The organism is Candidatus Pseudothioglobus sp. uisw_142, assembly GCF_059512465.1.
The window spans coordinates 366,387-391,115 of record NZ_CM183452.1; the positions used below are offsets into that span (position 1 = coordinate 366,387).

Consider the following 24,729-nt stretch of genomic DNA (forward strand, 5'->3'; position numbering starts at 1 on the left):
TTATGAAAATTATTCCAGTTATCCTATCTGGTGGATTTGGCACTCGCCTTTGGCCATTATCTCGTAAGGAATATCCAAAACAATACTTATCGTTAGTAAGTGATAAGACACTGCTACAAGAGACGTTGCTTCGTTTAAATGGTTTGAAGAATCTTGGAGACCCAATAATTGTTTGTAATCAAAATCATCGTTTTTTGGTAGCTGAGCAATGTCAAAGCATTGATATAACTAATCCAACTATATTGCTTGAGGATACTGGCAGAAATACTGCTCCCGCCATTGCAGCAGCAGCTTTGCAATCTCTTCAAATATCTGATAATTCAGTTTTATTGGTTTTATCAGCAGATCATGTTATTCAAGATATTGAGAAATTTCATTCCGCAATTAATATTGCCACTAAGCAAGCAATGAATGGAAAGCTAGCAATTTTTGGCATTGTGCCAACAGAAGCTAATACTGGGTTTGGCTATATACAATCTACTAAAGATTATCATGATGGTGCATATAAAGTTAAAGAATTTGTTGAAAAACCAAACTTTACTCAAGCGCAACATTTTTTAGATCAAGGTGACTACCTTTGGAATAGCGGGATGTTTATGTTTCAAACTAAAACATTGTTGCATGAGCTAAATCAGTATGCGCCTAATGTTTTGGAAGCAGTTAGTAGTGCTGTTACAAACGCCACAATAGATCTTGACTTTATTCGTTTAGAAAAAGAAGCTTTTGCTTTATCACCTTCAGATTCAATTGATTATATTCTTATGGAAAAGTCTAATAATGTTGTTGTAGTTCCATTAGATGCTAACTGGAGTGATATTGGTTCTTGGTCATCACTCCATGATATTGGCATTAAGGATAATAATGGAAATGTAATCAAAGGGGACGTTTTTATAGAGTCTACAACTAATACCTATATTAATGCCTCTAGTCATATGGTTGCAACAATTGATGTGCATGATTTGGTTATTATTGACACACCCAATGCTATTCTTATTTCTAATAAAAATAAAGCTCATGAAGTAAGAAAAATTGTCAAACAACTTCAAAAGAAAGGAAGAGAAGAGCAGGTTAATCATCGAAAAGTATATCGTCCATGGGGCTGGTATGACTCTATTGAAACAGGCTCGCATTTTCAGGTCAAAAGACTTCATGTCAATCCGGGTTCTAAATTGTCTTTGCAGCTGCATCATAAACGAGCAGAACATTGGGTTGTAGTTAGCGGAACTGCTACAGCTATAAATGGTGACGATATTCTTACCTTGAATGAGGGTGATTCAACTTATATAGCTGTCGGTGTTAAACATAGTTTAGAGAATAAATCTACCAAGCCTCTTGAAATTATTGAAGTTCAAAGTGGTACATACTTAGGTGAGGACGATATTGAAAGATTTGAAGATGTTTATGGTAGATTGTAATTTTTTTACTTTTTTACATTAAATACCAGGTTAGTTATGAATGATAAAGTTGTTTTAATTATTCAGGCGAGAATGGGCTCTTCAAGGCTTCCTAAAAAGTCACTAATGGATTTAGCTGGTGAACCACTAGTGGGGAGATTAATTGAAAGGGTTAAGCGTTGTAAGAATATAGATGATATTGTACTTGCAATTCCAGATACACTTGAAAATGACCCACTAGAAGATCTTGCAAATTGTTATGATGTTAATTTATATAGGGGTTCAGAAGATGACCTTGTTGATCGATATTATCAGACTGCAAAGGAATTTAATGCTTCTATTGTTGGAAGATTACCAGCAGATAATCCTATGCCAGAGCCTGACGAGATAGATCGTATTATTGATTATCATAGGATATCTAATAAGGCGTTTTCATCAAACTTATCAGAAGTTTTTAATAATGGCTATCCAGACGGAATTGGTGCTGAAATGATTGATTTTAATGCTTTAGAAACAGTTTGGAGAGAGTGTAAAAATCCAGAATGGAGGGAACACGTTCATCTAAACTTTTTTAATTATATTGACCAAAAACAAGTTGACATTAGGTTTGAAGTTGGAACCATCGAATGTCCAGAAAACTTCCGAAGACCAGAAATTATTCTTGATGTCAATACTCTAGAGCAGTATGAATTTATTAAACAAATTTATGATTTTCTATATCATAAAGATCCTTATTTTCATATAATTGATATTTTGAATTGGTATGATTCTATTTACTTAAAAAATAAAGGCTGAATAATGAAATATAAAATTGATTGGAGTGGGCGGGCACATGATTACAATGATGAGGAAATACAAACAATTATTGATGTAGCAACAAGTGCAGACCCATTAACACAGGGAAGGCACTTGGTTGAATTTGAAAACAGTGTAAAAAAATATATTGGAGTTGAGCATGCATTTGGTTTAACTAGTGCAGCAAGCGCTTTAGAATTAATTGCTGTTTTAAGTAAATTGGGTCCAGGAGATGAGGTTATTATTCCGTCTCATACTTATTGTGCATCAGCTATTCCTTTTGGTCGAACTGGTGCCAAAATAGTTTGGGCAGATATTGATCCAGAGACTTTTGTTATTTCTCCTAAAGATATTCAAAAGAAAATTACTAATAAGACAAAAATGGTTGTGGTAGTTCATTTATATGGACTTGCATCTGAAATGGATCAAATTGCGAAGATTTGTGAAATAAATGATTTGCAACTTGTAGAAGACTGCGCTCAAGCTTTAGGTGCGCAATTTCAAGGATATCAGGTAGGGTCTTTTGGAGATTACGCATGTTTTTCTTTACATGGACAAAAAAATATTACTACTCTAGGTGAAGGTGGCATCCTTATAGTTAAGGATGCAAAAAGCATCAATGGTTAAGGGTTTGCGACATAATGGCCATGCACCATATGGAGAAAGAAAGCATTATTGGAAGCCTGCAATGGGAAATATTGATTTAGATATGGAGGGTGTCTGGCCTTTCAATTTTTCTATGACAGAAGTACAAGCTGCTCTTGGAGCAAAGTTGATGAAACGACTAGACAACTTGAATGACAAAAGGCGAGAAAGAGCTCAAAAATTTATCTCAGAAATGAATGATTTTCCTGAACTGGTCTTTCAAAGAACTCCTGATGAACTTCAAAATTCATACCACTTATTGCCTGCAAGATATGATGGAAAAAAATTCAATAAAACTAATCATAATTTAATTGAGTTATTATCTGAAAAATATGGGATCAAGGCTATAGTTCAATATTATCCATTGAATAGATACCCACTTTTTGAGAAGATGGGGTTTGGAGTTGCAGATTGCCCAAATACTGATTTATTTTTTGACAATATGGTTTCATTCCCCTTTCATGAATGGATGGGTGAGGAGGATTTCGATTATCTTTTAGGTTCTGTCAAAACTTCTTTGAATGAACTTCGAAGAACTGGACATAAGTAAAATCAAAATGTTTATTACCAAGTCAATAAAAAAATTTATCTTCATAAATGATGGTTCCATTCTAGAGTGTCTTAACAAAATAGAAAAAAATAAATACGGCACAATATTTATTTGTGACCTTAGTGGATCAATTCAGGGTGTTGTTACTGATGGCGATCTCAGACGCTGGCTTTCAAACTCAAAAAAGCCAAACTTAGATTTGCCAATCTCAATTGTTATGAACCAAGATTATGTGTCATGCAGTGTTGAAGACAGCCGAGAACTAGTTTATTCAAAATTCTCAGAAAGAGTAAAAATAATTCCAATTTTGGATTTCAATGGGAGAGTTGAGTCTATAGCACTAGAAAAATCAAAATCAGTAGAATTTGGAGACCATATTATTACTCAAGATTCTCCATGCTTTGTAATTGCTGAAATTGGTAATAATCATAATGGAAATAAAAATCTAGCTAAAAAATTAATAGATTTGGCATGTGATTCGGGTGCAGATTGCGTTAAATTTCAGATGAGGGATTTAAAAAGTTTATATAAAAATCAAGGAAATGATAATGATGACAGTGCTGATTTAGGTGAGCAATATACTTTAGATCTATTAAGTCGTTTTCAACTTAAGAATGAAGATTTGTTTGAAATTTTTGATTACTGCAAAGAAAAGGGAAAAATACCTTTGTGCACCCCTTGGGATTTGGAGAGTTTATTTGCTTTGGAGGAGTATGGAATGCAAGCTTATAAAGTTGCCTCGGCAGATTTAACAAATTTAGAATTGTTAGCTGCTATTGCCAAAACTGAAAAACCTATGATTTGTTCGACTGGAATGTCAACTGAAGCAGAGATCAAGCAGGCAGTAGCTTTTCTCAACAATCTAAACGCGCAGTATATTCTTTTACACTGTAACTCAACATACCCCACTCCTTATCGTGATGTAAATTTGAGTTATATTGCAAAGTTAAGAATGATTAGTAAAGGGGGAATTGTTGGATACTCTGGGCATGAGAGAGGTTATTTAGCAGCAACAATAGCTGTTGCACTTGGTGCTAAGATTGTTGAGAAACACTTTACAATTGATAAAAGAATGGAGGGCAATGACCACAAGGTAAGTCTTTTGCCTGATGAATTTAAAAAAATGGTTGAACAGATTCGACTAACCGAAGAGATGATGGGTCAAGATTTAGAAAGAACTATTTCTCAGGGGGAGTTTTTGAATCGTGAAGTCTTAGCAAAAAGCTTAGTGATAAATCAAACTTTATTGCCTGGGGAAATAATCACTCGTGATATGATTGAAATTAAAAGCCCAGGAAAGGGCTTGCAACCCTATCACATAGATAATCTAATAGGAAAAGTTGCTCAGCATAAGTTTCTTCAAGGTGATTTTTTTCATGGTTCAGATCTTGATGAAGTTGTCATTAACTCCAGAAAATATAGTTTTAATAGGCCTTTTGGAATTCCTGTACGCTACCATGATTTTGAGAACTTAATATTGGATACTAATGTAGATTTTGTGGAATTTCATCTGAGTTATAAGGACTTAGAAATTGATATTGATAGCATTTTTAATAGTAAATATAAAATTGGATTCAAGGTACATAGTCCAGAGCTTTTTAGTGGAGATCATATACTCAATCTTTGCTCTAATGACAATGATTACAGAGAAAGGTCTATTGTTGAATTACAAAAAGTTGTAGATACCACATTAAAACTTAAGAAATATTTTCCTAGTACGTCTAAACCTTTAATTATTACAAATGTTGGTGGTTTTTCTGAGTCAGGATTCGTTTCTGAACAAGAAAAAAAGAAAATGTATAAAAAAATTGCTCAAGCTTTGAATCTAATCAAAAGTTCAGGTGTTGAAATTATAATTCAAACAATGCCTCCATTTCCATGGCACTTTGGAGGGCAAAGTCATCATAACTTATTCGTAAATCATTATGAAATATCAAAATTTTGTAGCGAAACCGGTTATCGAGTTTGTCTAGATGTTTCTCACTCTCAGATGGCTTGTAACTATTACAATTGGTCAATGGATGAATTTGTAAAAAAAATTAGTCCCTGTATCGCATATCTGCATGTTGTCGATGCACTCGGTGTTGATGGCGAAGGAGTGCAAATTGGAGAAGGCAATGTAGATTTTATCCAGTTATCTAAAAACTTAGATGAGTTGGTACCTCATCTAAGTTTTATCCCTGAAGTTTGGCAGGGTCACAAGCAGAAGGGGAGTGGTTTTTGGAAGGCGCTAGAATTTTTAGAAAAATATCTATGATGTTAAATCTATCTTATTAAATACTTATAAAGAAAAGTCAATGTCTTACAAAAAAAAGAAAGTTTTAATTGTAGGTGGCGGAACTGCAGGATTAGTAATAGCGAACCGCATTCAAGAACATTTTAATGTTGTTGTTATTGAGAAAAGCAAATATAAAAAATATCCATTATGGTATAAGATTCCTCTATTCATTGGGCTTTTACTTAGAAAAAATAAATCTAAATATATTTCTAAACGCAATCTTGTTTTGTCTCAAGATCGCTTTATTCCCTTTTTTGAATCAAATTTATTAGGTGGCGCCTCTGTTATCAATGGCTGTGTTCACATGCTGGGTAGTAAATTACAATGGAAAGCTATATTGAAAAAGTTTAATGCAAATTATGATGACTTAATCAAAAGCTATAATGACTTATACTCTTTTGATTTAAATATTAAGAATAAAATTAGCCTCCAAACATCTAGCCAAAATATTATTGATAAAGCATTTATCAATGCATTAAGAGATGAAAATATTCCTACTGGTAATATGAATTACTCTGACGATGAAGCTTGTGGCCCAATTCTTAATACTTCACAAAAATTCTTTAGGACATCAGTTTTATCGCTTATTAGAAAGAAATACTTTAAAAGACTGATGGGTGAAAAAGTAGAAAATATACTATTCAATGATAATAATGAGGCAATAGGGCTAAAAACTAATAAGAAAATAATTGATTCAGATTTTGTTATTTTATGTGGTGGTGTTATTGGTACTTGTAGTATTCTACTCAATGAAAAAAACAATAGTTCAATGAATAACCCTTTATGCAATCTAACAATTGGAAATAACGTTCAAGATCATACAAATCTGAGAATAAACATTTTAACAAAAAAAGGTATTAATTCTTTGAATGAAATTTCTGGTAGTTTTTATAAAAAATTACAATTATTAATAAATCATTTTTCTGGAAAAACTACTTTAATGATTGGAACAGGTGCAACATCAGCAGCCCATCTTGATTTAGATGGAGATGGGGAAATTGATACTAGGATTCAAATAGTTCAATTTAGTGAAACAGGGAGGCATGGGAGTGATGGCAAGTTGTTTAGTACTATTCAACCTGGTTTTTCAATTTCTATAACTGCAATAAAACCACAGTCCAAAGGACTAGTTGAATTGAATGGGGAAGGTGATATCGTGAATCCAATGTATCTTTCAAAAAAAGAGGATATTGATCTTTTAAAGTCAGCCCTAAAGTTTTGTTTAAAATTACTTAGATCTGATGAAATGAGTAAAAATATTTTAAATATAGTAGATGAGAATGAAATTGTAAATAGTCCTGAAAAATATATTTTTAAAAACTTTTATAGTGGGTACCACTTAATTGGAGGTTCACATGATGCAATTAATTCTAACTTTGGTGTTCATAATACGTGTAGCTTGTATGTATGCGATGCAAGTGTTTTTAATAAATATGCTGCAAGTAACATCCATTCTTCTGTTGTATTGCTTGCTGATATTTTTGCCAAGAAATTTATTAATCAGAATTTCTTGTCTAATGAATAGTAGATATAACTTCATGTTAAAATTGTTTGAATATTAACTTACTTCTAAATCTTGATATATCAAGGCCAAATAAGCACTTAAAAAAATAACAATAATAGAAAAATGCATATTAAAACTACTGGAAATGATAAGATTTATTTGAGTATCGATTTTGAGGATTTTTCGCATGATTTCAAAAGAGGTTTAGGGTTAACTAAAGATAATAAGATTAATGAAAATGCTCTTTGGCGCTCATATGAAATAATAAACAATTTTTTAGAGACAAAACTTAATGGTGCAAAAATTACATTTTTTTGTACTGGAATTCTAGCTACTAAATGTCCTGATTTAATTAAAAAAATTAGTACTGATGGTCACGAGATTGCTTGCCATTATTATCATCATGATTCTGTTAGAAATGAAAACCTAGAGGAATTTGAGAGAAATATTAGATTTGCTATTAGTGAACTTGAAAAATGTTCATCTAATAAAGTTACTGGATTCAGAGCTCCAAATTTTTCAATCAAAGTAACAGATTTAGGGCATTTTAAGATAATCTGTAAATATTTTAATATGATTCTTCATTAAATATTAACGAAGAATCAAAAATAAAAATCTTAAAAAAATCAATTAATTCTAATGATTTTAAATTTATTCCGGTTGTTGCTGAAAAGCCATATTATGGTTTTCCATATATGCGATCTGGTGGGTCATACTTAAAATTATTTCATATTAACTTTGCATTAAAGGTGATTTCTAAAAATCTACATAAAAATAAAGTTGCTCAGATATATCTCCATCCTTATGAGTTTGTATCAGACAAGTCTTTTTATGTGTCTTGGAAACAAATGAATGGACTGTCTTTCTTTCATAAACTCTATTGGGTATTTCGCCAATCACAGTGGCATATAGTTGGAAATAAATCTGTAATTAAAAAATTAGAGAGAATATTTTCTGATTATGAAATTGCTGGAAAAATTAATACTATTTAGGTTATGAAAAATAATAATAAATATATTTTAGGCTTGTCTACTATGGGCACTAGTGCGGCATGTATCTTTAAAGGCAAAGAGCTGATTGCTGCAATTGAAGAGGAAAGAATTACGAGGCTTAAAAATGATGGTGGATTTCCAATTCAGTCTATAAAGCAATGTCTTGATATTGCTGATATTTCAATTCAAGATGTTAGTGCTGTTTGTGTCTATTGGAAGCCATTTAAAATCTCAACAAGACTAACAGCTGTGTTAAAAAAAATAATTCTTTCTATTAAAGTGTTAACTTCAATCAGATTTACTTTCTATAGAATTTTTTCCTTATTTATAAATAATAATAACTATACCTATCCGGAGGATAGGGGGAGTTGGTTAGACTTATTTTTTATAAATAAAATTATAAAAAGAGAGATTGGAAATTTTCAAGGAAAATTTTATTTTCTTGATCATCATTTAACTCACCAAACTTATGCTGCTTCTATACAAAATTGGCAAAATTCTATACTTCTATCTTACGATGGGGGTGGTGAGTCAAACTCAACTGTATTAAGTGTTAACTTAAACAATAAACTAATAGACCTTAAAAAAATAAAATGGCCAAATTCACTTGGCCACTTCTATAGTTTTTTTACAGGCTACTTAGGTTTTAGAATGCTTGAAGGGGAGTATAAAATGATGGGCTTAGCTCCTCATGGAAGGCCAGTTTATAAAGATGTAATTCTTGATCAAATCCTAATACTTAAAGAAGATGGTAGTTACTTCTTTAATACAAAATTATGTGATTATCATGGAGCTTTATATGGAAACTTTGATAAAAAACTTATTAAATTAATTGGATATCCTAGACAAAAAGGTGAAGAGCCTTCAGAAAATCATATTAATCTAGCGTCAAGTGTTCAAGCAGCTTTTGAAGAAGCGCAATTGCATATGGTTAATTGGGCAAAACAAAAGTATCCACAAATAGACAATTTAGTTTTATCTGGTGGCTGTGCTTTAAATGTATCTGCAAATGGAAAAATCTTAAATTCAAAGTTATTTGATAAAATTTCACTGCCACCAGCCCCTCATGATGCTGGGTGTTGTATAGGAGCTGTTTTAGCTTATTATTATAATAATGATAACATTTTTGATTTTTCAAACTTTGAAAATGTTAATTCACCATATCTTGGATACAATTATACTAATGACGAAATTAAACAAGCTTTTGATTTCTTAAAAGTTAGTGCTCCAAAAAAATTAAATGATTCTGATTTAATTGATTACACTTCACAAGCATTAATAAATAAAAATATAGTTGCTTGGTTTAATGGAAGATTTGAGTTTGGGCCGAGAGCTTTGGGATCAAGATCCTTTCTTGCTGATCCACGAAATGACAATATAAGAGATGAGATAAATACTAAGATAAAAAAACGTGAATTATTTAGACCTTTTGCACCATCCATAATTAAAGAGGAGTGTGAAAAGTATTTTGATATTAAGCAGGAAAGTCCATATATGAATATAGTTGCAAACGTTCATGAGAAAAAGAAAAAATTAATACCTGCAATAACCCATATTGATGGGACAGCACGAGTACATACTGTGTCATATGAAAGTAATCCTATGTACTATAATTTATTAAAAAAATTTGGTGAAAAAACTGGTATACCAGTATTACTTAATACATCATTTAACATTCAGGAGCCTATTGTAAGAAGTCCTGCTGATGCCATTCAAACATTTTTAAAAAGCGGCGTTGATCTTCTTGTAATTGGAAATTATATTTGTGATTCTCAATGGAAAAAAAATAACTTGGCAAAATAATAGGAATTAAATTATAACTCAAAAGAAACTCTACTGTTAAATGTAAATATTTCTTCTAAATCTTTAATAATCTCCCCTTATTTAATAAACATCCAGGCCTACTTTAAAATGATGGATAGTTTTTATATTTCTTTTGTAGATAAATTTAATGAGCAAACAAATGCAATATTACGTGCAAAGAGTTTTGGAAACATTGCTGACTTCTTTTTTCCACCTTTAAGTACCACTATTTCTTTTATTGTAAAAAAAAATGATAATAATTTTTTGACATCTTGATAAGATAGAAATTGCAAATGGGTTGGATCTCCAGAAATCAATAATTTTCTGCCTCTAAGTATTTGAATACGATCTTTTAGATGATATGCCAAAGGAAGATTTCCAATAAATTGGCCATCTTTTTTTAGAACTCGGCTAATTTCCTCTAGAGTAATCATTGGGTAGGGCAAATGTTCTAAAACTTCTGCCATAACAACATAGTCAAAACTATTATCAGGAAATGGAAGGACTTCATTTAAATTTATTATTTGTGTTTCGACATCATAATTATCTTTAGCATAAGAAAGTGCTTTTTTATCGATATCACCAATAATTACATTATTTTCATTACAGTAATACCTTGTTAAAGTTCCGTCTCTTCCTCCTAAATCAAGGACTTTTTTATTTTTACCAATCCATTTAGAAAATAATGCGCCCCTTTCTTTTTCCAAAAAACTTTGTTGTAATCTTTTTCCAGTTAAATGATGCCTCTCATAAAAAGACTGTATTAAACTTTTTTCAACTTTTTTCATATATATTTACTCCACGGTAACAGATTTGGCAAGATTTCTTGGTTTATCAACATCTGTTCTCCTTGTCAAAGCAACATGATAACTAAGTAATTGGAGTGGTATTGTGAAAATAATAGGCGCTGTAATTCTTCCAAGATTTGACGTAATTTGAATGACTTCCATCGCTTCCATAGGTTTAACCATTGAGTTTTCATCCTCGAACACTATCATTTGAGAACCCCTAGACTTCACTTCTTGTATATTAGACTTCAATTTCCCTAAAAGTTCATCATTAGGAGCAATTGCTATTACTGGCATATTTATATCAATTAAGGCAATTGGCCCATGTTTAAGCTCTCCTGCAGGGTATGCTTCAGCATGAATATAGCTAATTTCTTTTAATTTTAGTGCGCCTTCCATCGCAATAGCATGCATTGTTCCTCTTCCTAAAAATAAAGCGCTATTTTTATCTATAAAGCGTTTAGCTAATTGCTTAATCTGATTTTCCTGAAGAAGGGCTTTATTGATAAGTCCGGGCAATTTTTTTAAGCCATCAACAATTTCTTTTTCTTGTTTTCTATTTATGGTATTTTGTAATTTACCAATGGAACAAAGCATTAATGCAAGAGAGACTAATTGGGTGGTGAAAGCTTTTGTGCTTGCAACACCAATTTCAGGTCCAGCATGGGTTAAAAAGGTTAAATCTGATAGTCTTGTAAGGCTAGATTCTGGTGAATTGCTTATGCAAAGAGATTTCATTGAATTGTTTATTTTTTTTGCTGCCTTAAGTGCCTCTAATGTGTCAGCTGTTTCACCACTTTGTGATAAAGTGACAAAAAGTGTTCGATCTAAAAGAATAGGCCGACGATAACGATACTCGCTGGCTACTTCAACATTACATGGGATTTTAGCAATATCCTCTATCCAATATTTTGCTACAAGACCTGCGTTATAGCTGGTACCACAAGCAACAATTTGAATTTGTTTGATATTTTTAAAAATCTCATCAGCTTTATATCCAAATGAGGATGTAATAACAGAATTATTTGTAATTCGAGATTCTAAGGTGTCTCTAATTGCTTGTGGCTGCTCAAAGATTTCTTTTTGCATGAAATGATCATAAATACCCTTATCAACTTGACCCGCTTTAATATTTGAATTTAACGCTGGACGTGTAACTTTGATTCCATTTAGATCAAAAATAGTAACCTTGTCTATTTTAATTTCAGCAATATCACCTTCTTCAAGAAAAATAAATTTTTTGGTTTTTGATAATAACGCCATTTGATCTGATGCAATATAGTTTCCATTTGGACTGATTCCTAGAACTAAAGGTGAACCTTTTCTTGTGGCAATAATTTGGTTTGGGAATTTTGATGACATAATGCCAAGCCCATAAGAGCCTTGCAAGGATTTAACTACTTTTTGAACAGATTCAATTAAAGTTTTGCTTGTTTTTAGCGAATAGTCAATTGCATGAGCTATAACTTCAGTATCTGTTTCTGATTTAAACTCATAACCAAGCTTTTTTTGATCACTTTTTAATGCAGCATAATTTTCAATAATTCCATTATGAACTACACTGATTGAGTTCTTAGAAATATGAGGATGGGCATTAATACTCGATGGCTCACCATGGGTTGCCCATCTTGTATGTGCAATACCGATGCTTCCTGTTATCTTGTTAATCCTGTCATTTAAGTTTTTTTCAAGATTTTTAACTTTTCCAACGGACCTTGCTCTATCAAAAGTGTTTTCCTTAGATAAAACAATTAGTCCTGAAGAGTCATAGCCTCTGTACTCTAGTCGATTTAAACCCTCTAAAAGGAGTGGGATAATATTTGAATTTGTAACTCCACCTACAATCCCACACATAAAAAATATTCTAAAATTAAGAAGATAATTTAATTATAGTTAAAAATGAAATCTATCCTAATGTTAAAAAGTATTTTTTATTAACTAAATGACTTTAGTTAATTTACCAATTTAAGGTTGTTTTGACTTTTAGCTTATAATGAAGCACATAATGAAAGCCGATCTACACAATCATTCATACTATTCCGATGGGTTGCTCTCTCCTAGTGAGTTAGTTAGCTTAGCAACTAAAGCAGGGTGTGATTTATTTTCCTTGACCGATCATGATACAACAGATGGTATAGCTGAAGCGAAGTTAGAAGCTGATAAATTAGGTTTAAATCTCATCGATGGTGTAGAGATTTCTGCGTTTTGGAGAAATATGGCTATCCATATAGTTGGTTTAGGTGTTGATGTTAATAATGATATTCTTCAAGCTGGTCTGGAGCATAATAAAGAGTTGAGAAAAATTAGAGCAGAAAAAATAGCTCTCAGTTTGTGGCGTTCTGGAATTAGGGATGCATTAGAAAAAGCTCAAATTATAAGTGGGGGTCATATGCTTACGCGAACCCATTTTGCACAAATGTTAATTCAAGAAGGTTATTGTAAAGATATGAAGTCAGTTTTCAGACGTTATCTGACTGGTAAAAAGCCTGGAGGTGTAAGGGTAGAGTGGAAAGACTTTGTTGAAGTTATCAATTGGATACAATCAGCTGGTGGTAAAGCCTTTATTGCGCATCCGTTTCGTTATCGAATGACACACACTAAAATAAAAAATTTGATTAGGGACTTTAAAGAAGCATCTGGAGATGGTTTTGAAGTTGTTAATGCGAATAGCTCTAGTGAAGAAATAACTCTTGGAAGTCGGTGGTCAGAAGAACATGATTTACTAGCATCATGTGGCTCAGATTTCCATGGATGGCCCAATCAAAGAGTTCAAATAGGAAATTTGATTGAGCTACCTAATCCTAAAAGAGCTGTTTGGAGGCACATATAGTGGCCTTATTCCTTGATATTCATCCTGAGAACCCACAGTCAAGGCTTATTGCAAAAGTAACTGAAACTTTAAAAAGTGGTGCTGTAATTGCTTATCCAACAGACTCTGGTTATGCTTTAGGTTGTTCATTAGGCAATAAGAACGCGATGGATAGAATTATAAAAATTAGACAATTAAAAAGACACCATCACTTTACATTAATGCTTAAAGATTTGTCACATGTTGGAGAGTATGCAAAATTAAATAACTCAGGATTTAGATTATTAAAAAAAATATTACCAGGTGCATACACTTTTATTCTTGAGGGAACAAAAGATATACCTAATCGTTTACTGAATGGTAATAGAAAAACAATCGGTGTGAGGGTTTCAAGTAATGAAATTGTGCAATCAATATTGGAGGATTTGATGGAGCCAATGATGAGTGTTTCATTAATTATGAAGGGTTATGAGTTCTACCATGGTAATGATGTTAAGACAGTTCTAAATAATTCAATTGATCTTATTATTGATTCAGGTCACTGCCCACCGGAACCAACGACAGTCATAGATATTTCAGAGAACGATATAGTTGTTCTAAGAGAAGGGGCAGGAAGTCTCGAATTTGTAAATTGATACTACTTGTTTTTAAAATGTAATTACAATATAATTACATTATGGCAAAAATCATAAAAATTGGGAACTCTCAGGGTATCAGAGTTCCTAAGCCAATCATATCTCTTGCAAAGCTAGAAGATAAAGAGCTTGAATTTGTTGTATTGGATAGTGGTTTGCTGATAACACCTGAAAAAAAAGTAAGAATAGGTTGGGATAATAAAAATAAACACGAGCTAACTGCAAAATGGGAATGGAGTAAAAGCTAATGAAGCGTTTTGAGGTCTGGCTTGTTATGAAGAATCCTGAGTATGGTCGCGTTGTTGATAATTTGGGTCTTTGTGCTATTGTGACTCCTAATGAACTCAACAATTTAACAAGTCTTTTGGTAGCTCCAATGACAACATCATACGAAGAAATTCCTAGTCGAGTTCCTTGTAATTTTGAAGGTGCAAAGGGCTTCATAATGACAGACCAAATTAGGGCAGTTGAAAAGCATTGCTTTATAAAAAAATTAGGCGAACTTGAATCTGAGGTTGAAGTGAATCTTTGTGATTGCCTTCAAGAGTTTTTTGCTTACTAACTAGCCCTGTGAGTATAATCATCTCATTTATATGTAAATCAATTTCAAAATGAAGACTGCTGAAATTCGTCAGAAATTTTTAACTTACTTTGAGAGTCATGGACATTCAATTCAGCAAAGCGCTTCTTTAGTTCCTCACAATGACAACACTTTGCTCTTTGTAAACGCAGGAATGGTTCCTTTTAAGGATTTTTTTACTGGTGCTGCAAAAAAACCTTTTGATAGAGCAGTTTCTTGCCAAAGGTGTGTCAGAGCTGGTGGAAAACATAATGATTTAGATAACGTAGGATATACCGCAAGGCACCATACATTTTTTGAGATGTTAGGTAACTTTAGTTTCGGTGATTATTTTAAAAGTGAAGCAATTCGATTTTGTTGGGAGTTTTTAACTGTTGAATTGGGTCTTCCAAAAGAAAAACTCTGGGTAAGTGTTTTTGAAGACGACGATGAGGCTGCAGACATATGGGTTAATGAAATTGGCTTTCCTATTAATAGGATTTCACGATGTGGTGCAAAAGATAATTTTTGGCAAATGGGTGATACAGGGCCTTGTGGGCCTTGCAGTGAGGTTTTTTATGATCATGGAGATCATATTGAAGGCGGACCACCAGGCACCCCTGAAGAGGATGGAGACAGATTCATTGAGATATGGAATCTAGTTTTTATGCAATTCGATCGTCAGGCTGACGGCACTTTGGTCCCTCTTAAGTCTACTGGCGTTGATACTGGCATGGGTCTTGAGAGATTGGCAGCCGTTATTCAGCACGAAAATAATAACTACGATATTGATAGCTTTAAAGAGTTGACAAGCGCTGTTGTTGCGTTAATTCCAAAAGAAGAAAAGATTAAGCAGAACCATGCTTCAGTTCGAGTTATTGCAGATCATATTAGGTCTACAGCGTTTATGATTGTTGATGGCATAATGCCATCTAATGAGGGAAGAGGTTACGTACTAAGGCGAATTATTAGAAGAGCGATTCGTCATGGGCACAAGTTAGGAGTTAGTGAAACCTTTTTCTATAAATTAGTATCCGTTTTATCAGATCAAAATCAAAAAGCATATCCAGAACTTTTATCGAGTAAAGAATTAGTAGAGCAATCACTGCAAAAAGAAGAGGAGCGATTTATTCAGACTCTTGATACGGGCATGGCGATTCTTGAAAGTGCAATTGAAGCCATCTCTGGCGATGAGATTAGTGGAGACATAGCCTTTAAGCTCTATGATACATATGGCTTTCCAGTTGACCTTACAGCGGACGTTGCAAGGGAGAGAGGATTGAAGATTGATATGGCCGGCTTTGATTCACAAATGAATCAACAAAGAGATCGTGCGAGAAATGCTGGAGATTTTGAGTCCAAAAAATCAAATGTAATAATTGAAGATCCAACTGAATTTTTAGGTTATGAGCACTTTGAAAATACTGCGATTGTTAAAGCGATCATTAAAGAAAGTCAATCTATAAAAGAGTTAAATCAGGGCGAACAAGCAATTTTAATTCTAGATAAAAGTAGTTTTTATGGAGAAGCTGGGGGCCAGTGTGGAGATTATGGCACTTTATCCAATAAAGGCTGTCTATTCAATGTGACAGATACTCAAAAACAAGCCTCCAATGCTTATGAGCACTATGGCATTCTTGATTCTGGATCCATTAAGCTTGGTGATAAGGTGGATGTAGCAATAGACACAAATAGAAGAAAGAATATTATGCGCAATCATTCAGCAACCCACCTTCTTCATGAGGCTTTAAGGCAGGTTCTGGGTGATCAGGTGAAGCAAAAAGGATCTCTAGTTGAGTCAGATAAATTAAGATTTGATTTCTCTCACGCTGAACCAATCTTACAGCCAGGCTTAGATCAAGTCGAGGCTATAGTGAATGAGCAAATTCTAGGTAATACAGAAGTCAATACTGAGCTAACTGATATTAAAACTGCAAAGAAAATGGGGGCTATGGCACTTTTCGGTGAAAAATATGGAGAAGAAGTCAGAGTTCTATCAATGGGTGATGATGCCTTTTCAGTTGAGCTATGCGGTGGAACACATGTTAAGAGGTTAGGTGATATTGGTAGATTCAAAATCACTTCTGAGAGTGGAATAGCTTCTGGAGTTAGAAGGATTGAAGCTGTTACTGGCTTAGAGGCTTATCAACTGGATAAAAATAATGAAGAAAACATTAACACGATTGCTAATCTTACAAAATCAAATTCCGCTGCAGTTATTGACAAAGTAAAACAGCTTATCACCAATCAAAAAAGCCTTGAGAAACAAATCTCTATTTTTCAAAAGCAATTAGCTAGCGATCAAAGTGATACCTTAATAACGAATGCTATTGATGTTAATGGGGTCAAACTCCTTGTGACTGAACTCTCAGGCGTCTCGTCAAAAGACTTGAGAGAATTAGCTGATAAATTGAAAGACAAGCTGGTTTCTGCGATAGTCGTTTTAGCTGTTGTATCGAACAACAAAGTTTCTCTTGTCTCAGCTGTCACAAAAAATCTCACCGATAAATACCAAGCGGGAAATATTCTAAATCATGTCGCATCTCAAATTGGAGGCAAAGGTGGTGGAAGGGCAGATATGGCGCAAGGTGGTGGAACTGATGTAGAAAAACTTGCCCAAGCGCTAGAGTCCGTTAAGGAATTAATTGAATAAAAAAGAAAAAGTAAAGTGCTAGGACTTAGTTAATGGACTGGCAACAAATATCTTTTGAAGTTCAAAAATCTGAAGTAGATTTGATATCAGAAGTGCTTATGGGTCTTGGCAGTCTATCGATTTCATTCACAGATGCGCAAGGAAATGATATCTATGAGCCTCCAGTTGGAACAACGCCTTTATGGGAAAAGGTTACAGTAACAGCTTTGTTTTCATCTGAGGTGAGTAAGGACTATGTAGAGAAGACTATCCTAGAAATCTGTGATATTAATATTTCAGATGCCTCCAGTCTTAAAGATAAGGTTTGGGAGAAAGAGTGTCAAAAAAACTTTCCAGCAATGCAGTTTGGAAAAAAGCTATGGGTATGCCCTTCATGGAATATAAAACCCGAGCTATCAACTGGAGCCATTGTAATTGAGATGGATCCAGGTCTAGCTTTTGGAACTGGAACGCATCAAACCACAAGTCTATGTTTAGAATACTTAGATGAAAACCCACCTTTAAACCTTGATGTCATTGATTTTGGTTGTGGAACTGGAATTCTGGCAATAGCAGCTGCAAAGCTAAAAGCTAAAAGCGTTTTAGCTATTGATAATGACCCTCAGGCTGTCATTGCGAGTAATGAGAATGTCAATAAAAATTATTGCGATAAAGTCATTAATACCATTCATTCAATGGACCAAGATAATTCATCTCGGTGTGATTTACTGATAGCAAATATACTTGCAAATCCAATTATTGAATTAGAGCCTCTTTTTTCAGGATTTTTAAAATTAAATGGAACCATTCTTCTCTCTGGAATCATAAAAGAGCAGGTTGAAGATGTGGTTAATTGCTATTCTAAAAATTTCACTGACATTAAGCTTGCTAATAAAGATGATTGGTATAGAATTTCAGCAACTAGAAAATCTTCTTAAGAGTTTTATGATGTTTTTAGCCACCACCAACTGCATCAATAATCTCAATCCGGTCTTTAGCCTCTATAAAAAATGAAGAATGCTTTGATTTAGGAATAATTGACTCATTGATCTCAACTGCAATTCTTTTATTTTGAAAACCTAATTGATTGATAAGGTCATCTATATTTGAATTCTGAGGTAGAGAAAGTTCCTCACCATTGACAATAATTTTCACAGAAGTGCTGAGTTAATAATACTAAAGAGATTATAACATTGGATTCTTAAATTCAAGATAAATTCTCTACAAACACATGGTAAAATTTCTCAAGTTTTTTATCCTTCAACAGGAGTAAAGTTTTGCCTCAAACTGCCATATTAGCACTCGAAGATGGTACAGTTTTTTGGGGAAAATCAATCGGTTCTATTGGCCAAACTGTTGGTGAAGTTGTTTTTAATACAGCAATGACAGGCTACCAAGAAATACTCACGGATCCTTCCTACTCTCAGCAAATCGTAGCTCTGACCTATCCTCATATTGGTAATACTGGAATTAATATTGTCGACCAAGAATCCTCAAATGTTTATGCTTCCGGTTTAATTATAAGAGATCTTCCTTTGGCTTATAGTAATTGGCGCTCTGAAATGAGCCTTGATAACTATCTTTCTACTAATAATATTGTTGCTATTGCTAATATAGATACTCGGGCGCTTACTAGACATTTACGAATTAATGGAGCGCTTAAAGGATGTATTATGGCTGATGATTCTATTGATTCAAACGCAGCAGTTCAAAAGGCTAAAGAATTTCCTGGTCTCAAAAATATGGACTTAGCTAGAGTTGTTTCAACATCTAAAACTTATAGCTTTAATCAGGGTTCATTTGATATCGAAAATGCCGCATTTAACAAGAGTGTATCCAAATTTAAAGTGGCAGTCTATGATTATGGAGTCAAGAAAAATATTCTAAGAATGCTTGTTGATCGGGGCTGTGAGCTAACCGTTTACAACGCTCAAACGCCTCTAGAAGAGGTGCTCTATAATAATCCTGATGGTGTTTTTCTCTCTAATGGCCCTGGAGATCCTGAGCCATGTGGTTATGCTATTAGTAATATTAAAACATTATTAGATAAAGGAATACCAATATTTGGTATCTGTTTGGGACATCAGCTTTTATCATTAGCCTGTGGTGCAAAAACAGAAAAAATGAAGTTTGGGCATCATGGTGCAAATCATCCAGTGCAAGACCTTAATTCTCAAAGAGTTATGATTACATCTCAAAATCATGGCTTTGCAGTCTCTGATCAGAATATGCCTGATAATGTTGAAATTAGTCACAGGTCTCTTTTTGATAAGAGTATTCAAGGCATCAGAATCAAAGATAAGCCTGCCTATAGTTTTCAGGGGCATCCTGAAGCGTCACCTGGACCACACGACGTCAGTTACTTGTTTGATGAATTTATAGGGATGATGTCGACATGAAATTAAATACTACATATTATTCTGATTAGAAATGCCTAAAAGACAAGACATTAAAAGTATTTTAATTATTGGTGCTGGACCGATTGTCATTGGCCAAGCATGCGAATTTGATTATTCTGGTGCACAAGCATGCAAAGCTCTTAGAGAAGAGGGATATAGGGTGATATTGGTTAATTCAAATCCTGCAACTATCATGACAGATCCAAAAATGGCAGATGCAACCTACATTGAGCCTATCGAGTGGAAAACTGTAGAAAAAATTATTGAAAAAGAAAGACCAGATGCTCTTCTTCCAACCATGGGTGGCCAAACTGCTCTTAACTGCGCTCTTGATCTTGATCGTCATGGCGTTTTAGAAAAACACAATGTTGAGATGATTGGCGCAAACAAGGAGGCAATTGACAAGGCTGAGGATAGGGAACTATTTCGCCAAGCCATGCTCAAAATTGGGCTCGATATGCCTAAAGCTGCGATAGCTCACACACTTGAAGATGCTCTAAAAGTCCAGGAGCAGGTAGGCTTTCCAACAATCATTCGCCCCTCATTTACAATGGGTGGCTCTGGCGGAGGTATTGCTTACAATAAGGAGCAATTTGTAGAAATATGTCTGCGAGGTCTTGATTTATCTCCAACCAATGAGTTATTAATTGAAGAGTCTATTTTGGGCTGGAAAGAATTTGAAATGGAGGTCGTTAGAGATAATAAAGATAACTGCATCATTATTTGTTCTATTGAAAATTTTGATCCAATGGGGATTCATACGGGAGACTCAATAACGGTAGCTCCTGCACAAACTCTTACTGACAAAGAGTACCAAGTCATGCGAAATGCTTCTTTGATGGTTCTTAGAGAAATTGGTGTCGACACAGGTGGTTCAAATGTTCAGTTTGCTGTTAATCCTGATAATGGCAGACTTACCATCATTGAAATGAACCCAAGAGTTTCTCGATCATCTGCTTTAGCATCTAAAGCGACTGGCTTTCCGATTGCGAAAGTAGCTGCTAAGTTGGCAGTTGGCTATACGCTTGATGAATTAGATAACGACATTACAGGTGGAAAGACACCTGCGTCATTCGAGCCATCTATTGACTATGTTGTAACAAAAATTCCAAGGTTCGCATTTGAGAAATTTCCACAGGCTGATGACCGACTAACCACTCAAATGAAATCGGTTGGTGAAGTAATGGCAATGGGCTCTACATTCCAAGAGTCACTCCAAAAAGCACTCAGAGGTCTTGAAACTGATAAATCTGGTCTGGATCCAATTGTAGATATTTCAATCGATGATTCAAAATCAAAAATAAGAAGTGAGCTTCTTTCTGCTGGTGCTGAAAGAATATTTTATTTAGCTGATGCATTTAGAATGGGCATGAGTTTACAAAACGCATTCGATCTCTCTAAGATTGATCCTTGGTTCTTAGCGCAAGTTGAAGACCTTGTCCTTTCAGAAAATTCAATTAAAGGACAAGATTTAAAAAGCATAAAGTCTGAAACAATTCGTGAACTTAAGCAGAAGGGTTTTTCAGATAAAAGACTCTCAGAAATCCTCAAATGCTCAGAAGCAGAATTTAGAAATAAAAGACTATCATGCAATATTAAACCAGTTTTTAAAAGGGTTGATAGCTGCGCTGCTGAATTTGATACGCAGACTGCTTATCTATATTCTACCTACCAATCTGAGTGTGAATCAAATCCAACTGACAATAATAAAATTATGATCTTGGGGGGTGGGCCTAATAGAATCGGGCAAGGAATTGAGTTTGATTACTGTTGCGTTCACGCATCTTTAGCGCTTCAAAAAGATGGATATGAGACCATCATGGTTAACTGTAATCCAGAAACTGTTTCTACTGATTATGATGTCTCAGATAGGCTTTATTTTGAGCCACTCACACTCGAAGATGTTCTAGCAGTTATTGAAATTGAAAAGCCAGAGGGCATTATTGTTCATTACGGGGGGCAGACACCTCTTAAACTTGCAGAAGCTCTTGAAAAAAGTGGTGCTAATATTATTGGAACAAGTCCAGACTCTATAGACCTTGCTGAGGATAGAGAGCGCTTCCAAAAAATGATACAAAAACTTAAACTAAAGCAACCAGTTAACGACACAGCAAGATCACAAGATGAAGCGGTAGAAATTGCAAATTCAATTGGCTTTCCTTTGGTGGTCAGGCCTTCATATGTTTTAGGCGGCCGTGCGATGGAAATTGTCTATGATAATGAAAGTCTTGAAGGGTACATGAAGACTGCTGTAAAGGTCTCCAATGATGCTCCTGTACTATTAGATTCATTTTTAGATCATGCTATTGAGGTTGATATAGATGTCATTAGTGATGGCAAGGATATAGTTATTGGTGGAATTATGGAGCACATCGAGCAGGCTGGAATTCATTCAGGTGATTCTGCATGCTCACTTCCACCTCACTCTTTGCCTACTTCTGTTCTTGATGAAATGCGGCGACAAGTCAAACTGATGGCCAAAGAATTAAAAGTTATTGGGTTAATGAATACCCAGCTTGCCTATCAAGATGAAGAAATTTATGTGATTGAGGTAAACCCAAGGGCTTCAAGAACTGTCCCTTTTGTTTCCAAAGCAACTGGCATTCCTTTAGCCAATATTGCCGCAAGAGTTATGGCGGGAACATCACTTAAAGAACAAAACTTTACCTCTGAAATCATTCCAAAGCATTATTCAGTTAAAGAGTCTGTTCTCCCATTTAATAAGTTCTTAGGAGTTGATCCATTTTTAGGGCCTGAGATGCGATCTACTGGAGAAGTAATGGGTGTTGGCAAGGATTTCCCTGCAGCTTTTGATAAAGCACTACTTGCTGCGGGCGACGTAGTTCCAACGAGTGGAAAGGTGCTTGTAAGTTTAAGAACTCTAGATAGAGGTAGGCTCGTTGAGCTAGGAAACAGACTGATCGACCAAGGCTTTGAGATAGTTGCAACTCGAACAAACCAAGAAATACTCAAACAAGCTGGCCTTGAATGTACAATGGTTAACAAAGTGTCTGAAGGTTCACCGCATATTGTAGATGCGATCAAAAATGAAGAGATTAGCTTGATTATTAATTCAACTGATGATTCTCAAGGTCTTGAAGATGCGACTGTGATTCGTTGTCAAGCATTAATTCATAAGATTCCTTTTACGACAACAGTTGCAGCAGCCTTTGCAATGCTTGATGGATTGATGACTCAAGATAAATTGGTTGTGAGATCTTTACAATCTATTCATCAATAAGAATATGGAAGCTATACCAATAACCATTAATGGAGCAAAGTCTCTAGAGCGTGAGTTACTTAGACTTAAGGATGAGGAGCGCCCCAGAATAGTAAGTGATATTGCAACAGCGAGAGAGCATGGCGACCTTAAAGAAAATGCTGAATATCATGCTGCAAAAGAAGAGCAGGGTTTTGTTGAAGGCAGAATTCAGGAGATTGAATCAAAATTATCTCGCTTACAAATTATTGATGTTAGGCAACTTAACCAAGACGGTCGCTGCGTTTTTGGAACAACAATCAGCCTTTTAAATCTCTCTGATGATACAGAAACTAGCTATCAAATTGTGGGTGAGGATGAAGCAGATATCGCGCAGGGTAAAATTTCATGTCATTCTCCAATTGCAAGAGCCTTGATGGGCAATGAGGAGGGTGATGAAGTAACCGTAAAAGCCCCCAAGGGTGATATTCTTTATGAAATTCTTGAGGTCCAGTACATCTAGTCCTGCTTTGATTAGACGCTAGCTTTTTAATTTTTTTTATTTTAATTTTTCAATTCTGTGTAGAATTGTAATTTTTAAATTTAGGGAATTTTATAATGCCTGGCTTACTTCCTAACATAGATCCAGATGGACTCTTAGAATACTCAGTGGTCTACACTGATAGATCACTTAATCACATGTCAGCTTCTTTTCAGAAGGCGATGAATGATGTTTCATCCTCTCTAAAAAAAGTATACAACGCTGAGTCAGTAGTCCTAGTTCCTGGCGGTGGCACCTATGGCATGGAGGCTGTAGCGCGTCAATTTGCTACTGACAAAAATTGCCTTGTGCTTCGAAATGGATGGTTCAGTTATCGCTGGTCTCAAATTCTTGAGATGGGAAATATACCCTCTAAATTAACTGTTTTAAAAGCATCTCGAGAGATTGATGGGCCCCAAGAGCCATTTTCTCCACTAGATGTTGACCTCGTCATTGAAAAAATTAAAACAGAAAAACCAGCAATGGTCTTTGCACCACATGTTGAAACTTCAGCTGGTATTATTCTGCCTAATGACTATATTAAATCAGTTTCAGACGCGGTCCATTCAGTTGGCGGTATGTTTGTCCTTGACTGCATTGCTTCCGGTGCTATTTGGATTGATATGGAAAAATGTGGGGTTGATGTTCTAGTTAGTGCACCTCAAAAGGGGTGGAGCGCATCCCCGGCATTTGGAATGGTAATGCTTTCCAAGAATGCTTCTAAGAAGATACACAATACCCAGAGTACAAGTTTTTCTTGTGACCTTCTAAAGTGGCTTCAAATTATGCAGACCTATGAAAATGGGGGCCATGCTTATCATGCAACTATGCCTACAGATGCCATTAAACACTTCCGAGATACTATAAATGAAACAGCTGAGTTTGGATTTGATAGGGCTCGAGACAAGCAACAAGAGCTAGGTGATAGGGTAAGGGAGTTACTCAATAAACATCACTTTATTAGTGTTGCGGCAGAGGGGTTTCATGCCCCTGGGGTCGTAGTTAGTTACACCAAAGACCAAGCAATTCATAATGGTTCAAAATTCAAAGATATGGGAATTCAAATTGCTGCAGGTGTTCCGCTTCAGTGCGATGAAGGTGAAGATTATCAAACTTTTCGTTTAGGGCTGTTTGGACTTGATAAGTTAAAAAATGTCGATGCCGCAGTTCAAAAGCTCGAAGATGCTTTTAACAATTTATAAATAC

The 24,729-nt window shown here is 34.7% G+C and carries 20 protein-coding genes and 1 pseudogene; 18 read left to right on the top strand and 3 right to left on the bottom strand.

Translation table 11 applies throughout. The features are described 5' to 3' along the window. Positions 1 to 2: 2 nt before the first annotated feature. The 8 genes and pseudogenes from AC5YGB_RS01895 to AC5YGB_RS01930 all read left to right on the top strand — a co-directional run bounded on the left by AC5YGB_RS01895 (position 3) and on the right by AC5YGB_RS01930 (position 9,961). Complete coding sequence (locus AC5YGB_RS01895) at positions 3 to 1,415, top strand: mannose-1-phosphate guanylyltransferase/mannose-6-phosphate isomerase (protein ID WP_496137597.1); 1,413 nt, start codon at positions 3 to 5, stop codon at positions 1,413 to 1,415. A gap of 36 nt (positions 1,416 to 1,451) precedes the next feature. Beyond that, on the top strand, positions 1,452 to 2,189 hold the full coding sequence (locus AC5YGB_RS01900; protein ID WP_496137598.1) for a cytidylyltransferase domain-containing protein: 738 nt from the start codon (positions 1,452 to 1,454) through the stop codon (positions 2,187 to 2,189). A gap of 3 nt (positions 2,190 to 2,192) precedes the next feature. Continuing rightward, positions 2,193 to 3,384 (top strand): annotated as a pseudogene (locus AC5YGB_RS01905) (DegT/DnrJ/EryC1/StrS aminotransferase family protein). Between the two features lie 7 nt (positions 3,385 to 3,391). Then, positions 3,392 to 5,641 carry an N-acetylneuraminate synthase family protein gene (locus AC5YGB_RS01910; protein ID WP_496138002.1) on the top strand — a complete coding sequence of 750 codons (2,250 nt, stop codon included), beginning with the start codon at positions 3,392 to 3,394 and terminating at the stop codon, positions 5,639 to 5,641. Positions 5,642 to 5,681: 40 nt separating this feature from the next. After that, positions 5,682 to 7,187, top strand: a complete 1,506-nt coding sequence (locus tag AC5YGB_RS01915) for a GMC oxidoreductase (protein WP_496137599.1) — start codon at positions 5,682 to 5,684, stop codon at positions 7,185 to 7,187. Between the two features lie 102 nt (positions 7,188 to 7,289). Continuing rightward, the gene (locus AC5YGB_RS01920; RefSeq protein ID WP_496137600.1) at positions 7,290 to 7,754 is read left to right on the top strand and encodes a polysaccharide deacetylase family protein; all 465 of its coding nucleotides are present in this window, start codon (positions 7,290 to 7,292) and stop codon (positions 7,752 to 7,754) included. A 107-nt stretch (positions 7,755 to 7,861) separates the two neighbouring features. Then, entirely contained in the window at positions 7,862 to 8,158 is a 297-nt protein-coding gene (locus tag AC5YGB_RS01925) for a hypothetical protein (protein WP_496137601.1), read from the top strand. A 3-nt stretch (positions 8,159 to 8,161) separates the two neighbouring features. Then, a complete protein-coding gene (locus tag AC5YGB_RS01930) occupies positions 8,162 to 9,961 on the top strand; it encodes a carbamoyltransferase C-terminal domain-containing protein (protein WP_496137602.1) in 1,800 nt (599 codons plus the stop codon). Positions 9,962 to 10,083: 122 nt separating this feature from the next. On the opposite strand, the gene AC5YGB_RS01935 is transcribed toward AC5YGB_RS01930, so the two are convergent. Together AC5YGB_RS01935 and glmS are read right to left on the bottom strand one after the other, a co-directional pair. Continuing rightward, positions 10,084 to 10,749 carry a methyltransferase domain-containing protein gene (locus AC5YGB_RS01935; protein WP_496137603.1) on the bottom strand — a complete coding sequence of 222 codons (666 nt, stop codon included), beginning with the start codon at positions 10,747 to 10,749 and terminating at the stop codon, positions 10,084 to 10,086. A gap of 6 nt (positions 10,750 to 10,755) precedes the next feature. Beyond that, positions 10,756 to 12,603: a glutamine--fructose-6-phosphate transaminase (isomerizing) gene (gene glmS / locus AC5YGB_RS01940; RefSeq protein WP_496137604.1), complete on the bottom strand. Its 1,848-nt coding sequence runs from the start codon at positions 12,601 to 12,603 to the stop codon at positions 10,756 to 10,758. A gap of 151 nt (positions 12,604 to 12,754) precedes the next feature. Here glmS and AC5YGB_RS01945 point away from each other — a divergent pair, with 151 nt between their 5' ends. From AC5YGB_RS01945 to prmA, 6 genes are read left to right on the top strand one after another with little or no spacing between them, the layout of a single operon-like run. After that, entirely contained in the window at positions 12,755 to 13,579 is an 825-nt protein-coding gene (locus tag AC5YGB_RS01945; RefSeq protein WP_496137605.1) for a PHP domain-containing protein, read from the top strand. After that, on the top strand, positions 13,579 to 14,193 hold the full coding sequence (locus AC5YGB_RS01950) for an L-threonylcarbamoyladenylate synthase (RefSeq protein ID WP_496137606.1): 615 nt from the start codon (positions 13,579 to 13,581) through the stop codon (positions 14,191 to 14,193). Before AC5YGB_RS01945 ends, AC5YGB_RS01950 begins: the two co-directional genes overlap by 1 nt. Positions 14,194 to 14,234: 41 nt before the next feature. Continuing rightward, positions 14,235 to 14,441, top strand: a complete 207-nt coding sequence (locus AC5YGB_RS01955) for an AbrB/MazE/SpoVT family DNA-binding domain-containing protein (RefSeq protein WP_496137607.1) — start codon at positions 14,235 to 14,237, stop codon at positions 14,439 to 14,441. Further along, positions 14,441 to 14,755, top strand: a complete 315-nt coding sequence (locus AC5YGB_RS01960) for a type II toxin-antitoxin system PemK/MazF family toxin (protein ID WP_496137608.1) — start codon at positions 14,441 to 14,443, stop codon at positions 14,753 to 14,755. Before AC5YGB_RS01955 ends, AC5YGB_RS01960 begins: the two co-directional genes overlap by 1 nt. Positions 14,756 to 14,804: 49 nt before the next feature. Further along, complete coding sequence (gene alaS / locus AC5YGB_RS01965; protein ID WP_496137609.1) at positions 14,805 to 17,405, top strand: alanine--tRNA ligase; 2,601 nt, start codon at positions 14,805 to 14,807, stop codon at positions 17,403 to 17,405. A gap of 32 nt (positions 17,406 to 17,437) precedes the next feature. Continuing rightward, on the top strand, positions 17,438 to 18,322 hold the full coding sequence (prmA, locus tag AC5YGB_RS01970; RefSeq protein WP_496137610.1) for a 50S ribosomal protein L11 methyltransferase: 885 nt from the start codon (positions 17,438 to 17,440) through the stop codon (positions 18,320 to 18,322). Positions 18,323 to 18,338: 16 nt separating this feature from the next. Here prmA and thiS read toward each other — a convergent pair whose 3' ends face one another. Next, entirely contained in the window at positions 18,339 to 18,539 is a 201-nt protein-coding gene (gene thiS / locus AC5YGB_RS01975) for a sulfur carrier protein ThiS (RefSeq protein ID WP_496137611.1), read from the bottom strand. Positions 18,540 to 18,661: 122 nt separating this feature from the next. Here thiS and carA point away from each other — a divergent pair, with 122 nt between their 5' ends. The 4 genes from carA to AC5YGB_RS01995 all read left to right on the top strand — a co-directional run bounded on the left by carA (position 18,662) and on the right by AC5YGB_RS01995 (position 24,725). Next, positions 18,662 to 19,783, top strand: a complete 1,122-nt coding sequence (gene carA / locus AC5YGB_RS01980) for a glutamine-hydrolyzing carbamoyl-phosphate synthase small subunit (protein ID WP_496137612.1) — start codon at positions 18,662 to 18,664, stop codon at positions 19,781 to 19,783. Between the two features lie 31 nt (positions 19,784 to 19,814). Next, positions 19,815 to 23,024 (top strand): carbamoyl-phosphate synthase large subunit, encoded by a 3,210-nt coding sequence (gene carB / locus AC5YGB_RS01985; RefSeq protein ID WP_496137613.1) that lies wholly within the window; start codon positions 19,815 to 19,817, stop codon positions 23,022 to 23,024. A 4-nt stretch (positions 23,025 to 23,028) separates the two neighbouring features. After that, positions 23,029 to 23,505 carry a transcription elongation factor GreA gene (gene greA, locus AC5YGB_RS01990; RefSeq protein WP_496137614.1) on the top strand — a complete coding sequence of 159 codons (477 nt, stop codon included), beginning with the start codon at positions 23,029 to 23,031 and terminating at the stop codon, positions 23,503 to 23,505. A 95-nt stretch (positions 23,506 to 23,600) separates the two neighbouring features. After that, positions 23,601 to 24,725: an aminotransferase class V-fold PLP-dependent enzyme gene (locus tag AC5YGB_RS01995; protein WP_065353712.1), complete on the top strand. Its 1,125-nt coding sequence runs from the start codon at positions 23,601 to 23,603 to the stop codon at positions 24,723 to 24,725. Positions 24,726 to 24,729 lie beyond the last annotated feature (4 nt).

Bases quoted from the DNA above. Each gene is read 5' to 3' on its own strand.
- carB (WP_496137613.1), top strand. From the start codon at position 19,815: ATGCCTAAAAGACAAGACATTAAAAGTATTTTAATTATTGGTGCTGGA.
- AC5YGB_RS01945 (WP_496137605.1), top strand. From the start codon at position 12,755: ATGAAAGCCGATCTACACAATCATTCATACTATTCCGATGGGTTGCTC.
- AC5YGB_RS01910 (WP_496138002.1), top strand. From the start codon at position 3,392: ATGTTTATTACCAAGTCAATAAAAAAATTTATCTTCATAAATGATGGT.
- AC5YGB_RS01930 (WP_496137602.1), top strand. From the start codon at position 8,162: ATGAAAAATAATAATAAATATATTTTAGGCTTGTCTACTATGGGCACT.
- alaS (WP_496137609.1), top strand. From the start codon at position 14,805: ATGAAGACTGCTGAAATTCGTCAGAAATTTTTAACTTACTTTGAGAGT.
- AC5YGB_RS01895 (WP_496137597.1), top strand. From the start codon at position 3: ATGAAAATTATTCCAGTTATCCTATCTGGTGGATTTGGCACTCGCCTT.
- glmS (WP_496137604.1), bottom strand. From the start codon at position 12,603: ATGTGTGGGATTGTAGGTGGAGTTACAAATTCAAATATTATCCCACTC.
- AC5YGB_RS01955 (WP_496137607.1), top strand. From the start codon at position 14,235: ATGGCAAAAATCATAAAAATTGGGAACTCTCAGGGTATCAGAGTTCCT.
- AC5YGB_RS01915 (WP_496137599.1), top strand. From the start codon at position 5,682: ATGTCTTACAAAAAAAAGAAAGTTTTAATTGTAGGTGGCGGAACTGCA.
- prmA (WP_496137610.1), top strand. From the start codon at position 17,438: ATGGACTGGCAACAAATATCTTTTGAAGTTCAAAAATCTGAAGTAGAT.
- greA (WP_496137614.1), top strand. From the start codon at position 23,029: ATGGAAGCTATACCAATAACCATTAATGGAGCAAAGTCTCTAGAGCGT.
- AC5YGB_RS01995 (WP_065353712.1), top strand. From the start codon at position 23,601: ATGCCTGGCTTACTTCCTAACATAGATCCAGATGGACTCTTAGAATAC.
- AC5YGB_RS01925 (WP_496137601.1), top strand. From the start codon at position 7,862: ATGCGATCTGGTGGGTCATACTTAAAATTATTTCATATTAACTTTGCA.
- AC5YGB_RS01900 (WP_496137598.1), top strand. From the start codon at position 1,452: ATGAATGATAAAGTTGTTTTAATTATTCAGGCGAGAATGGGCTCTTCA.
- AC5YGB_RS01960 (WP_496137608.1), top strand. From the start codon at position 14,441: ATGAAGCGTTTTGAGGTCTGGCTTGTTATGAAGAATCCTGAGTATGGT.
- AC5YGB_RS01920 (WP_496137600.1), top strand. From the start codon at position 7,290: ATGCATATTAAAACTACTGGAAATGATAAGATTTATTTGAGTATCGAT.
- AC5YGB_RS01935 (WP_496137603.1), bottom strand. From the start codon at position 10,749: ATGAAAAAAGTTGAAAAAAGTTTAATACAGTCTTTTTATGAGAGGCAT.